Raw genomic sequence first — 13,135 nt, forward strand, 5'->3', positions numbered from 1 at the left:
ATCGATTTCCGCACACCACACAAGAGTCCCTTTGTACTCATGTGCGATTCCCCTGCCCTCAAGGGGGGAGATTGGCGGCTCCGGCGCTCTGCACATTCTTGCGACGTCAGAGATCGGCGAAGGCGACTAAACGCGTAATCTCCCCCCTTGAGGGCCCTTGAGGGGGAGATGGCCGGCAGGCCAGAGGGGGGGGCGCCTCGCGCCCCCGTCATCTCAATCATACGTCAAATCCGTCGCCTTGCCGCCGAACACGCGGTAGGCATAGAAGGAATAGAAGATGATGATCGGCAGCACGACCACGGTGCCGGCCAGGATGATGGCCAGACTTTCCGGTGCCGAGGCCGCTTGCCAGATGGTCAGGCGATCGGGCACCACGAAAGGATAGAACGACCAGGCCAGCCCGGCAAAGCCGAGCGCGAAGATCGCGGCCAGCGTCAGGAACGGCGTCAGCGAATGGCGNCGCGGGCTGGCGAGGGGCGTTGCCAGCGAGATGGCGACCATGCCGAGCGCGGTCAGCACCAGCGTCGTGCGCAGCCAGCGCACCGCCTTCTTCTGCAACTCGCCCTCGGTCTTGTAGATCACCCAGGCCGCGCCCATCGCCGCGTAGGCCGCGGCCAGGCAGAAAGCCACCAGCACGCCAAACGCCATGCCGCCGAAGCCGACATCGAGGCCGAGCACGTAGACGCCCAGCATATAGCCCTGCGCCAGCGAAGCGATAATGGAACCCAGGAAGAAAATACGGTTCCAGCGGTGCTTGTGCTCGGTCGGCACCTTGGCGCGGAAATCGAAGGCGACGCCGCGCAGGATCAGCCCGACCAGAAGCACGAACACAGGAATGTAGAGCGCGGTCAGGATGACGCCATGCGCCTGCGGGAACGCGACCAGCAGCAGGCCGACGGCCAGCACCAGCCAGGTTTCGTTGGCATCCCAGAACGGGCCGATCGCGGCGATCATGGTGTCCTGCTCAGTGTCTTCGGCGGCGGCGAACAGGATGCCGATGCCGAGGTCGAAACCGTCGAGGATGACGTAGATCAGGATGGCGAGGCCCATCAGGCCAGCGAAGATGAGGGGGAGCGCGGTTGGCCAGTCGAAGGTCATTGATCTCTCGTCCTTCTCATTACGGCTTCTGTCCTTCGCTATGGCTGCGGGCGTTCGTCATTCGAAAAGCCAAATCGTTGGCTTTTCGTCCACTGCGCGGACCATTCCTCACTCCCCCGCGGCCGGCTGCGACATCGGCGCATTGAGCACGCCCGGCAGCGGCGAATTATCGCCATCCTTCGCCGCCTTCAGCGCCAGGTGCACCAGCACGCCGAGAAAAGCGATCAGCAACAGCACATAGAGGACAAGGTAGATGGCGAGCGTCAGGGCGACATGGCTGCCGGCCACCGGGCCGACCGCATCGGCGGTTTTCAGCACGCCGGTCACCAGCCAGGGCTGGCGGCCGATCTCGGTGGTGTACCAGCCGGCCAGCGTCGCCAGCCAGCCCGACAGTGCCATCGGCACCATCAGCAAAGCGAGCGGCTTCGGCAGGCTGTGCCGACGCTTGAGGAAAAAGGCGGCCGACCACGAGACGAGGAGCATCAGGATGCCGGTTCCGACCATGATGCGAAAGCCCCAGAACACCGGAAACACCGGCGGATGGTTTCCGGGATAGTCGTTGAGGCCCGGCACCACACCGCTGGTCGAGTGCCGCAGCACCAGGCTGGCGCCGTCGGGAATGGCGATCTCGAATTTGTTTTCGCGGGCCGCCTCGTCGGGGAGCGCAAAAAGGACCAGCGGCACGTTGGGGCCGGTGTTCCAGTTGGCTTCCATGGCGGCGATCTTCTGCGGCTGGTGCTCCAGCGTGTTCAACCCATGCTGGTCGCCGGCGAAGATCTGGATCGGGATCAGGATTGCCGCGGTGAAGACACCGGTGCGCAGCGCTTTCCACATCGATTCCGAGCGGTCGCCGTTGAGATAGCGCAGTGCCGACAGGCCCGATATCAGGAATGATACCGTCAGCCCGGAGGCGAGCAGCATATGGGTCAGCCGGTAGGGCATCGATGGGTTGAAGAGGATCGCCCACCAGTCGACGGCATGCGCCACGCCATCGCGGATCTCGAAGCCGGCCGGTGTCTGCATCCAGGAATTGAGCGCGATGATCCAGAAGGCCGAGACGGTGGTGCCGCCCGCCACCAGCACCGTCGCCAGCGTGTGGATGCGGTTGGAGACGCGGCGGAAGCCGAACAGCATGATGCCGAGGAAGGCCGCTTCGAGGAAGAAAGCGGTGAGGATTTCGTACGCCAGCAGCGGTCCGGCGATGTTGCCGACCGTTTTCATATAGCCCGGCCAGTTGGTGCCGAACTGGAAGCTCATGGTGACGCCCGACACGACGCCCATGGCGAACGACAGCGCGAACACCTTCACCCACGTGAAATAGGCGCGCATCCAAGCGGAATCATTCGTCGCGTTGTAGCGCAGCTTGAAGAACAGCAGCACCCAGCCAAGCGCAATGGTGATCGTCGGAAACAGGATGTGGAACGAGATATTCGCGCCGAATTGCATGCGCGACAGGACGAGCGGGTCCATGGTGGGCTCCGGCTGCTACGAATGCCTGGAAGAATAGGGCGCGAGCCGTGCCCGGTCAAAGCGGCGTCGCGTCACGCAGGGCGGAACGCCGCAGGGCCCCCGATATGGCCTCGGCGTCCCCGGCCCCGACGCCCGCAATCGTTGTCGAGAACTGTCAGCAACGGCATTGACTTGCAGTTGCATGGGACGACATTCGGCCTATATCAGGGAACCTCTTTCAAGCAGCCGTTTTCAGCCATGTCTTCCATCCTGTCTATTTCCGGGGTCTCCAAGACCTACGCTACTGGTTTCACCGCGCTCAAGGAGGTCAATCTCGACATCCAGCGTGGCGAGATATTTGCGCTGCTTGGGCCCAACGGCGCCGGCAAGACGACCCTGATCTCGATCGTTTGCGGCATCGTCAACCGCTCGTCGGGCACCGTCACAGTCGACGGTCATGACATCAACAGGGATTATCGCGCCGCGCGCAGCCTGATAGGGTTGGTGCCGCAGGAGCTGACCATCGACGCCTTCGAGAGCGTCTGGGCGACGGTCAACTACAGCCGTGGCCTGTTCGGCAGGCCGGCCAACGCGGCCTTCGTAGAGAAGGTGCTGCGCGACCTGTCGCTGTGGGACAAGAAGGACGCTAAGGCGATCACCCTGTCGGGCGGCATGAAGCGCCGGCTGATGATCGCCAAGGCGCTGTCGCATGAGCCGCGGATCCTGTTCCTCGACGAGCCGACCGCCGGGGTCGATGTCGAGTTGCGCCAGGACATGTGGGCGATGGTGCGCCGGCTGCGCGAGGACGGCGTCACCATCATCCTAACCACGCATTACATCGAGGAAGCCGAGGCGATGGCCGACCGCGTCGGCGTCATCAACCGCGGCGAGATCATCCTCGTCGAGAACAAGGCCGAACTGATGCGCAAGCTCGGCCGCAAGCGGCTGGTGCTTGAACTGCGCAATCCGCTGCCCGCAATTCCGGAAGCGTTCTCGCACTACGCGCTGGAGCTGTCGGGCGATGGCGGGCAGCTGACCTACACCTACGACAACCAGGCCGAGCGGCCGGGCGTCGCCTCGCTCATCCGCGACCTCGAGGCGGGCGGCATCCAGTTCCGTGACATCGACACGCAAAACAGTTCGCTCGAGGAGATCTTCGTCAACCTGGTGAGAAGAGAGCCATGAACCTGCCCACGGCCATGAATCTACGTGCAGTATGGGCGATCTACCGTGTGGAAATGGCGCGTGCCTTCCGCACCGTGCTGCAAAGCATCGTCTCGCCGGTCATCTCGACATCGCTGTATTTCGTCGTCTTCGGCTCGGCCATCGGCTCGCGCATCACCGAGATCGACGGCATCAGCTACGGCGCCTTCATCGTGCCGGGCCTGATTATGCTGTCGCTGTTGACGCAGTCGATCTCCAACGCCTCCTTTGCCATCTACTTCCCGAAATTCGTCGGCTCGATCTACGAATTGCTGTCGGCGCCGGTCTCCTATCTGGAGATCGTCATCGCCTATGTCGGCGGTGCCGCGACCAAGTCGATCATCCTCGGCCTTATCATCCTGGCGACGGCGTCGCTGTTCGTGCCGCTCACCATCCTGCACCCGTTCTGGATGGTCGCCTTCCTGGTGCTGACGGCGGTGACCTTCAGCCTGTTCGGCTTCATCATCGGCATCTGGGCCAAGAGTTTCGAGCAGTTGCAGCTGGTACCGCTGCTGATCATCACGCCGCTGACCTTCCTCGGCGGCAGCTTCTATTCGATCAACATGCTGCCCGGCATATGGCGCACGGTGACGCTGTTCAACCCGGTCGTCTATTTGATCAGCGGCTTCCGCTGGAGCTTCTACGGCAAGTCCGACGTCTCGGTCGGCATCAGCCTCGGCATGACGGTCGTCTTCCTGGCCATCTGCATAACGATCGTCGCCTGGATATTCAGGACGGGTTACCGGCTGAGAAACTGAGCGGCGAAAGTATACTGAGCCGCAGGCAGGTCTAGATCGCCTTGACCAGCCGCAGCAACCCCAGCATCTCGACATGCGTCCCCTTGCGGAAGGCGATGTAGACCGGCTCCTCGACACCATGGAAACGGCGCTTGAATGCCGCCTGGCCTTGCAGGTTGAACCTGCGGCGGTTGACCCAGGCAGAGTCGTAGGCGCGCTGAAAAGTGTTGCGCCAGAAGTCGCTCTCGGCAAATCCGCTCGGCCCGATGTCGACGAGCGGCGACAAGCCAAGCGTGACCACCGATATGCCCTCTTCGCGAAAGCNGCGACAGGCCGAGCGTCACCACCGAAATGCCCTCGTCGCGAAAGCGGTCGACGGCGAATTTGGTCAGGCCGATCTCGGCATGCGGCGAGGCATCGATATGCTTGCGCTTGAAGGCGGTGGTGTAGCCGATGACCTTGCCGTCGCGATACAACGGGTCGAAGTCGAGCAAGGCGACCAGCTCGCCATTGGGACCATGCAGGACGAAACGGCGCATATCGGTGCCCAGATGGTCGGCGAACGGGCGGTTGAGAAAGCCCATTTCCCTACGCTTGACGATGCGGTCGCCGCGCCAGTTGTCGGAAAGCCGGGCGATCTCGTCGAGGTGGATCGTGCGCTTGTCCTCTTCGAACGAGAAGCCCTTCTTTAACAGCCAGCGCTCGGAGTAGCGCACGGTCTCGTTGCGCCTTCCGGAAAAATCATGATCAGGCAGGGTGAGGCGGGTATCGATGCCGAGCCGATTGACCTTGTAGCCGAGCCCGGCCAGCACGCGCGCGGTCTCCTCGCCGATCTGCACGAACCACGGGCTGCCGCCGGTCTCGACGAAGCGTCTGATGTAGTCGGGCCGCAGCGTTGGAGCCGCCACCGGATCGCCCAGTGCGAAATGATGCTTCATCTTGGTGCCGAAGGCGATGTAGCCGTCGGAGTCGCCGAAATAGGAAAGCTTGTTTTGAACGGCGCTTGAATAGGCGAGCGAGAAGTCGCCATGGCGGCGAACCAGCGCCAGGCGCTCGACATGCGTCAGCTCCTGCCGCGCCACCTTGGGTGCGGCGCCCTCGAGGATTTTGTCGAAATAGATCCGCAAGGAGGGCATGGCCGAGATTCCGCGTGCCGCCACAGCGCCGTGCGTTCAAGACGCGCAAAGGTGCTGTAACACTTTGATTCTGCGCATGACCTCGAAAACCGAACCCTGACTCCGGGCATGCGCGTGAGGATGACAAAGACCAGCCAGCCCCCCAAGGCCTCGAATCAATCACATTGCCGCGACCTGATTACCGCTGATATCGCGCATATGCCATATAGAGCGCAACCGCGGCCCAATGGATGGCTCGAAAATCGTATATGGCTCGAAAATCGGCAGCAGTTTGTTGTATGGATACTGCGCGGGGTCAAACGGTTACAGTGTTCTGCGAGCCATGCGGAAGGACGGGTCGAATGGGGATTCGAGGGTGAATGACTGATACGACAATCCGGTCGGTTGCGGACCTGCCGATAACGGTCGAGCCGGCAATCGTCGTCGGCGCCGGTGTTGCCGGATTGGTCGCGGCGCATGCCCTGATGAATGCTGGCGTGCCGACGGCGATCCTGGAAAAGGAAAGCCGGCTGGCCGAGCCCTGGCACCGGCGGCACCAGCAGTTGCATCTCAACACCCACCGCGATCTCTCTTCGCTGCCCGGCCTTGCCTATCCCCCCGGCACGCCTGCTTTTCCGCAAAGGACGGCCGTCATCCGCCATATGAATGATTTCAGTGGGGAGAACCAGCTGCCGGTGCAGTTTGGCGTCGCTGTCGAAGAGATCACCTTCAAGGGCGATCATTGGGCGTTGCGGACCAGCGCCGGACTGCGCCTTGCGCGCAATGTCGTCATTGCCACTGGCCGCGACAGGTTGCCATTCATTCCCGAATGGAAAGGCATGAAGGATTTCGCCGGCCGCATCATCCATTCGGCGGATTTCGGCGACGCGCAGGGCTATGCGAGCCAAAAAGTGCTGGTCGTAGGCGCCGGCAATTCGGGTTTCGACGCGCTCAATCATCTGGCCGGCATAGCCACGGCAGCCATCTGGCTGTCGGCCCGCAACGGCCCCGCTTTGCTGCCCAAGCGGATCAGCAAGATCGCCGTGCATAGGCTTTCGCCGCTCATGGCGCGCTTGCCGTTGCGGATCGCCGATGCGGTGATGGCAGCAACGCAGCGCCTGGTCTTCGGCGACCTGACCAAATTCGGCCTTCCGCCAGCGCCCTCGGGCGGCGCCAGCCGGTTGACCTCGGACTACACAGCGATCGCCGCCGACGACGGCGCCGTCAGCGCCATCAAATCGGGCAAGATCACCGTGGTGCCGGCCATACGGGAATTCACCCGCGACGGCGTGATATTGGCCAATGGCAGCCTGGTCTATCCCGACATCGTCATTGCCGCGACGGGCTATCGCACCGGGCTGGAGCCCATGGTCGGCAAGCTCGGCGTGCTCGACGGCAAGGGCGTTCCGCTCTTCAATGGCGGCCAATCCGATCCGAAATTCCCCGGCCTGTGGTTCACCGGCATGCGGCCAAGCATTCGCGGCTGTTTCGCCAATGCCGGCATCCTGGCCAAGGCGATCGCCAAACGGATTGCAGGTGCCGCTGGCGCCTCATCCGGTGCCTCACGCTGATTTCGGTTCGAGCCGCCGGGACTCGACGACCTCAATCATCAAGTCCTCCTCGACCATTCCGGCATTGTGCATGGAAACAAAGACCTAAAGCGCGTCGCATGGATCCATTTCGACGCGACGCGCTTTAATATCAGACCGCGATCTTGCCGCCGCCCTGTCTGGTGATCGCGACCACCGCCGGCCGCACTGGCATGTCGGGCTTGAAGTCGGGCCAGCGCGTCGACAGGTCCTCGTAATAGGACGGGCGGCCGAACGGCTCCCAGTCCTCGCCGCCGTCGCCCGGATGCTGGACGGCGACAAAGGCAGTCTGGTCGTCGGGCGCGAACAGCGGGCCGCACATTTCGGCGCCGATCGGCACGCGGAAGAACAGTTTCGAGGTCGCCCGCGCCAAGCCTTCGGTGTCGACCGCCCACAGGCCGTCGGTGCGGCCGGTGGCTTTCGGGCCCTGGCCGTCGGTGGCCACCCATAGGCGCCCAGCCGAATCGACCGCGCAATTGTCGGGCATGCCGAACCAGCCATTGGCCGTCGTTGCCGTCGAGAAGGTGGCGCCGACATCGGCCACCGAGGGATCGCCGCATTTCAAAAGCACTTCCCACTTGCCCTTGGTGGCAGTGAAATCGCCGCCATCCTCCGATATCTCGATGATGTGGCCGAAGGTGTTTTCGGCGCGCGGGTTGGCGGCATCGACCTGGTCGGCCTTGCGCTTCGAATTGTTGGTCAGCATGACATAGACCTTTCCGTTGACACCATTGGGCTGGATGTCTTCGGGGCGGTCCATCTTGGTGGCGCCGAGCAGGTCGGCGGCGCGCCGTGTCTCGATCAGCACGTCGGCCTGGCTGGCAAAGCCGTTTTCGGTCGTCAGCGGCGCCTGGCCGAAGACGATCGGCAGCCATTCGACCGAACCGTCCTCGGCGAACTTGGCGACATGCAGCGTGCCGTCGTCGAGCAGATCCTTGTTGGCGGCATGGTCGTTCGGATCGAACGTACCCTTGGTGACGAATTTGTAGACATAGTCGAAGCGCTCGTCGTCGCCGAGATAGAAGACGACGCGGCCATCTTTGGCGACGATCGATTCGGCGCCCTCGTGCTTGAAGCGGCCCATGGCGGTGCGCTTCCTCGGCGTCGAGGTCGGGTCGTTGACATCGACCTCGACGATCCAGCCGAAGCGATTGGCCTCGTTGGGCTCCTTGGCAAGGTCGAAACGGTCGTAATGTGCGGCCCACTCATAGGCGCCTTCGGGAATGCCCAGGCGTTTGTAGTTGGCGGCCTCCTTGTGGCCCTCCGGCAGGTCGCCGGAGAAATAGCCGTGGATGTTCTCCTCGGCCATCACATAGGTGCCCCAGGGGGTGACACCGCCGGCGCAGTTGTTGAACGTGCCGAACACCTTGGTGCCGGACGGGTCGGCATTGGTCTTGACGCGGTCGTGGCCGGCGACCGGACCGGACAGCGCCATTTCGGTGTTGGAGGTGATGCGGCGGTTGAGCTTGCCGTCGCGCACCACCTGCCATTTGCCCGAGACCTTGCGGATCTCGACGATGGTGCCGCCGTGGGCTGCCATCTCGACATCGACCTGCTCCTTAGAGAGCGGTGCGACCTCGGCCGACTTCTTGCCGTCCTTGTCGACGATCCTGACGATGCCCGGGAACATCAGATGCGGGTTGGTGTATTCGTGGTTGACGACCAGCAGGCCGTGTTCGGCCGAACCGTCGATCGGGAGATAGCCGACATAGTCGTTGTTGTAGCCGAATTGTTTCGCCTGCGCCTGCGCCGACTGTTTCGTCGGGTCGAACTCCGGTGAATCGGCAAACAGCGGATCGCCCCAGCGTAACAGCACATCGGCGTCGTAGCCGGGTGCAACATGGTGCTTGTCGTCGATGCCGGCCTCCAACTCGTCGAACGCGAAGGCGGAGCCTTCTGCGGCCCGGGCCTCGTCCGCACTGACCAGCGCCAGCGGACTAACGGTTGCGGCGATGGCCGAGACGGCCAGTGAACCTTTGAGGAAGCCACGGCGCGAGAACCGCGCGGCGATGATCTCGCCCATGGTGCGGTTGTCCGTAGGGTTGGTTGCGGGGCCGTCGTTTTCCTCGAGCAGGCTGGTGCGGAATCGGGCGTCGGGGGAGCGTTTTTCGGTCATTTGGGACTTGCCTCTGGCTTTGGGCGATGGCTGGAGCGTGTTGCCTGTTTAACCCCTTATAGCCGGTCGATCACATTTTCGTGACATCTCCAGTCGCTTTCACCGGATTTCACGACCCGCCAGCCGACCCTTTTCGCAACCGAGCGACGCGAGGGACCAAAGTCCTGCTCAGGCCGAGCAAAGGTCCCTGTCGGCGCGGCATTGGTCGTGGGCCCCCTATGCCAAGGCCACTATGCCGGCAATAGTCGGCCGCTTGCCAAAGCCGGCATCGGCCTGATGTATAGGAGGATCCGTGATGCGCGGATCGACCCCCGCCCGCTTTCGTTGGCTGGCTCTGAGAGCAACATCGGCATTGGCGCTGGCTGTCGCCCCCTATCAACTCGCCTTCAACGGCTCCGCGCCCGGCCTCATTGCCGCAGCCGCACACGCCAAGGATAGCGGACATGATGGTGGCGCTGGTGGAAGCGGCGGAAGCGGCGGCAGCGGAAACAGCGGCAATTCCGGGTCTGGTGGCGGCGACGACGGCGCCAGCAACGATCATAGCGCCACCGACAATTCCGGATCCGGAAAAAGCCAAAACGATGGCGGAGCCGGCCATCATGTCAACGCGGCCACTGGCGACAAGGTTGACGTGGATCGCAACAAGATCGAGGTACAGCATCCCGATGGCACCACCGAAGAGATCGCGAACGGCCGTTTCGAGATGAAGGATGCGCTCGGCCGAACGATCGTCGAACGTGCAGCGACGGCGCGCGATTACAGTCGTCTTCAGGCTTTGTGAGGCAGGCCACCCAGGCAACGGCCTGCTTCGCAGTCACCTCCGCCGCCCCCGGCGGAGGTGACTTGATGTTCGGCGTTTGCCGTCGTCAGGCATCATGGAAACCCAGTATCCCGCTCGACGATGGCGATCGCGGCGCCGTTCATACAAAGCTAATATAGCATGCGATTAGGACTTTAGTCCAATCTTGCGCTTGCAAAGGTCCTGGGTGACAACGGCAACGGTCGGCGGTCGCTTCCGGGCACCGCGTCTTTCGGCGATGTTGGTTGCAACTGCAACGTTGAGGGTGGGCGCGCCGGGCTCAATCGACGGAGATCAGGATGCACAGATCGCTCACAACGCCTTGTTGCCGGCTTGCGCTTAGATCCGCGGCTGCGCTGGCGTTGACCATCGCTCCCTATCAAATTGCCTTCCACGGCTCCGTACCCGCGATTTACGGCGCCAGCGCACAGGCCGGCAAGGGTGGCGGCAACGGCGGCGGCGGTGGAAACGGCGGTGGCGGAAATGGCGGCGGCGGCAATAGCGGTAGCAGTGGCGGCAACAGCAGCAGCAGCAGCGGGAATGGCAACAGTGGCAATGCCGGCAAGTCGGGTGCCAACAAGGGTAAGAACGGCAACAGCGCGAGCCATGTCAATGCAACGACCGGCGACGAGGTCGACGTGACAGGCAACAAGATCACGATCCGGCATCCCGACGGCATAACGGAAAAGCTCGAGAACGGTCGTTTCAGGATGGAGGATGCGCTCGGTCGCACGATCATCGACCGCCGGGCCACACCAGCCGACGTCGGCCGTCTCAAGGCCTTGTGAAGCCGACCAACAGGCAACGGCCGGCCTCACACGTCACCTCCGTCGCCCCCGGCGGAGGTGACCTCGTTTGGGGGTTTAAGACTGGTTGCGGTCGCGCAGCTCACGCATCATCAAAGCCGCTTCGGTGCGGTTGCGCACATTGAGTTTCGACAGCACCCCGGTCATGTGATGCTTGACGGTCTTCTCCTGCAGCTCCAGCCGCAACGCGACTTCCTTGTTGCTTAGCCCCTCCGCCACCAGCCGCAGAATTTCCGTCTGCCGTTCCGTGAGTTGCCGCAGCCGGTCCGCATTGCCGTTGGTCGGATGCTGGGACTGGAGATCCGAAAGCAGGCGAGCCGAGAGCGTCGGCGAAAGATAGCTTTCGCCGGCCGCCACGCTGCGCAGGATATCGGCAAGCGCGCGCGATCCGATGCCTTTGAGCACATAGCCGCACACCCCTGCATTCAGGGCCATGGTCACATCGGCATTGGCCTCCGAAACGGTCAGCATGACTATCTTCTGGGCGGGATGGCCGGCGAGGATCCCCGCAACCGCGGCCAGGCCGCCGCCCGGCATCGAAATATCGAGCAGCAATATGTCCGGCCGAACGGTCGAGACGATGCGTTCGGCATCCTGCGCCGTGGCACCCTCGCCAACCATATCGAAGCCTCCGATCTCCGATAGGCTGCGCGTCACACCTTCGCGGAAGAGGGGATGATCGTCGACAATGGCGATGCGAATGACACCAGTCATGCTTGCTCCTCGACCGATAGACGGATTACCAGACGCGTGCCTTGCGGCCCGGTCAAGGTTTCAAACTGGCCGCCAATGCTTTCGACCCGCTCTCTGAGGCCGGCGAGCCCGAGGCCCTCGTCCCGTGCCGGATCGAAGCCTGGCCCGGCATCCGATACTTCAACGTAAAGCCTGCCACCCTTCATTCCGGCACTCACCGCCTGATCCTTGCCTCGCGCGTGGCGATAGGCGTTGTTCAGCCCTTCCTGCACGAACCGATAGATACTGATCTTCTCCGACGCGCCGGGCTCTGGCAACTGTCCGGCCAGCGTGAGGGTCACGGACGTTCCCGTCCTCAGCTGGTGTTCGTTGACCGCCAGCCGCAGAATGTCGTTTGCGGCAGCCGTCTCGATCTGCGGCAGGACGAGGCCGGTGCAGATACCGCGTATCTCGCGCAACGCATCCTCCAGTGTCTTGCGGATCATTGCGACCTCGGTGGAGCGGCTTTCGCCCGAATGGCCATCGCCGGAAAACACCGGACTATCCATGCGCAGCGCCGCCAGGGCCACGAGTTGTGCCGGACCGTCATGCAGATCGGCGCCGATTCGGCGCAAATACCTTTCGTTGAGCGCGGTGGCGCGACGGGACGCCCGCTGCACGCGCACTCGCAAGGCGCTGTTCTGCGTCACCAGGCCCTGCAGCTCCGACACCTGGCGGCGCAGCGCCCCGCGCTGATCGTCGATGGTGCGGCTGCCGCGCAGGACGATGCCCGACAGGAGCAGGAAGGCCGCCAGCGTCGCGCCGGCGACGATCAGCCAGCTTGACCACAAAGCGGAAGCCAGCGTGGCTTTGAAGTCGTCGGCGATCTCATAGAATTCGGTGACTGCCACCACCTCGCCGGACCACGGCTCGCGCACGGGATTGTAGATCTCCAGCAATGGCAGGCCGGAAGCCTTCTCCTCACCTTCACTATCATCGAACGTATTGAATTCGGCGACGACACTGCCTTTGAAGGCGGAACGCAGATTGTCGCTCGGATCGAAGCGGCGGCCGATCAGCGCCGTCTCCTTGGCGTAGAGAACCGTGCCGTCACGGCTCCAGAGCTTGAAAGATACGAGGCGCTTGCCGAGCGCGCCCTGGCCAAGCGTCTCGTCTAGCGCCTGCTTGACGGAGTCGCTGAGCTTCTGTTGCTTGCGCAGGTCCGGGAGCAGGGGCGCAATCACGCTGTCGACATACAGCGCCGTCGTGGCGGCCGAATTGCGGATGACGCCATCCCGGATCTGACCCGTCACCCAGGCTCCCACCACCAGCATGACGGCCAGCAGGCCAAAGCCACCGGCAACGACGAATTGCAGGGCAAGGGAAAGCTCGCTCCAGCGCCGCGCCAAGTTTTGAACAATACGAATCATGAGCCCCTGACCGCCCTTCAATGATAGGCTGGGCGATTTCAATACATTGGGCTTCCGCCTTGCTGTTGCCAAGGCCTACGTTCGGTCGAGGTCGCTTGACGTCCCGGCACGCTTCGGAAAC

At 63.0% G+C, this 13,135-nt stretch carries 10 protein-coding genes and 1 pseudogene; 5 read left to right on the plus strand and 6 right to left on the minus strand.

Going from position 1 to position 13,135, the window contains the following annotated elements; translation table 11 throughout:
* Positions 1–213: 213 nt before the first annotated feature.
* Both X744_RS143600 and X744_RS143595 read right to left on the minus strand, forming a co-directional pair.
* Complete coding sequence (locus X744_RS143600; RefSeq protein ID WP_023762215.1) at positions 214–1,098, minus strand: cytochrome d ubiquinol oxidase subunit II; 885 nt, start codon at positions 1,096–1,098, stop codon at positions 214–216.
* A gap of 108 nt (positions 1,099–1,206) precedes the next feature.
* The gene (locus X744_RS143595; protein WP_023762216.1) at positions 1,207–2,568 is read right to left on the minus strand and encodes a cytochrome ubiquinol oxidase subunit I; all 1,362 of its coding nucleotides are present in this window, start codon (positions 2,566–2,568) and stop codon (positions 1,207–1,209) included.
* 237 nt (positions 2,569–2,805) lie between these two features.
* Between X744_RS143595 and X744_RS143590 the strand changes: the two genes are divergently transcribed.
* On the plus strand, positions 2,806–3,732 hold the full coding sequence (locus X744_RS143590) for an ABC transporter ATP-binding protein (RefSeq protein ID WP_023762217.1): 927 nt from the start codon (positions 2,806–2,808) through the stop codon (positions 3,730–3,732).
* A gap of 14 nt (positions 3,733–3,746) precedes the next feature.
* Positions 3,747–4,508 (plus strand): ABC transporter permease, encoded by a 762-nt coding sequence (locus X744_RS143585; RefSeq protein ID WP_031261086.1) that lies wholly within the window; start codon positions 3,747–3,749, stop codon positions 4,506–4,508.
* A 31-nt stretch (positions 4,509–4,539) separates the two neighbouring features.
* Here the strand turns inward: X744_RS143585 and X744_RS04170 are convergent.
* Positions 4,540–5,623: pseudogene (locus X744_RS04170) on the minus strand (phosphatidylglycerol lysyltransferase domain-containing protein).
* A gap of 359 nt (positions 5,624–5,982) precedes the next feature.
* Here X744_RS04170 and X744_RS143580 point away from each other — a divergent pair.
* Entirely contained in the window at positions 5,983–7,173 is a 1,191-nt protein-coding gene (locus X744_RS143580; protein ID WP_023762220.1) for an NAD(P)/FAD-dependent oxidoreductase, read from the plus strand.
* 130 nt (positions 7,174–7,303) lie between these two features.
* On the opposite strand, the gene X744_RS143575 is transcribed toward X744_RS143580, so the two are convergent.
* On the minus strand, positions 7,304–9,307 hold the full coding sequence (locus X744_RS143575) for a PhoX family phosphatase (protein ID WP_023762221.1): 2,004 nt from the start codon (positions 9,305–9,307) through the stop codon (positions 7,304–7,306).
* 295 nt (positions 9,308–9,602) lie between these two features.
* Between X744_RS143575 and X744_RS143570 the strand changes: the two genes are divergently transcribed.
* Both X744_RS143570 and X744_RS143565 read left to right on the plus strand, forming a co-directional pair.
* A complete protein-coding gene (locus tag X744_RS143570) occupies positions 9,603–10,088 on the plus strand; it encodes a hypothetical protein (RefSeq protein ID WP_031261088.1) in 486 nt (161 codons plus the stop codon).
* A 317-nt stretch (positions 10,089–10,405) separates the two neighbouring features.
* Entirely contained in the window at positions 10,406–10,894 is a 489-nt protein-coding gene (locus tag X744_RS143565; protein ID WP_031261090.1) for a hypothetical protein, read from the plus strand.
* 75 nt (positions 10,895–10,969) lie between these two features.
* On the opposite strand, the gene X744_RS143560 is transcribed toward X744_RS143565, so the two are convergent.
* Both X744_RS143560 and X744_RS143555 read right to left on the minus strand, forming a co-directional pair.
* Positions 10,970–11,626 (minus strand): response regulator transcription factor, encoded by a 657-nt coding sequence (locus X744_RS143560; protein ID WP_023762224.1) that lies wholly within the window; start codon positions 11,624–11,626, stop codon positions 10,970–10,972.
* The gene (locus tag X744_RS143555) at positions 11,623–13,014 is read right to left on the minus strand and encodes a sensor histidine kinase (protein ID WP_023762225.1); all 1,392 of its coding nucleotides are present in this window, start codon (positions 13,012–13,014) and stop codon (positions 11,623–11,625) included. The genes X744_RS143560 and X744_RS143555 overlap by 4 nt, the downstream gene beginning before the upstream one ends.
* Positions 13,015–13,135: the final 121 nt, after the last annotated feature.

This window comes from Mesorhizobium sp. LNHC252B00 (assembly GCF_000502955.1).
Classification (GTDB): domain Bacteria; phylum Pseudomonadota; class Alphaproteobacteria; order Rhizobiales; family Rhizobiaceae; genus Mesorhizobium.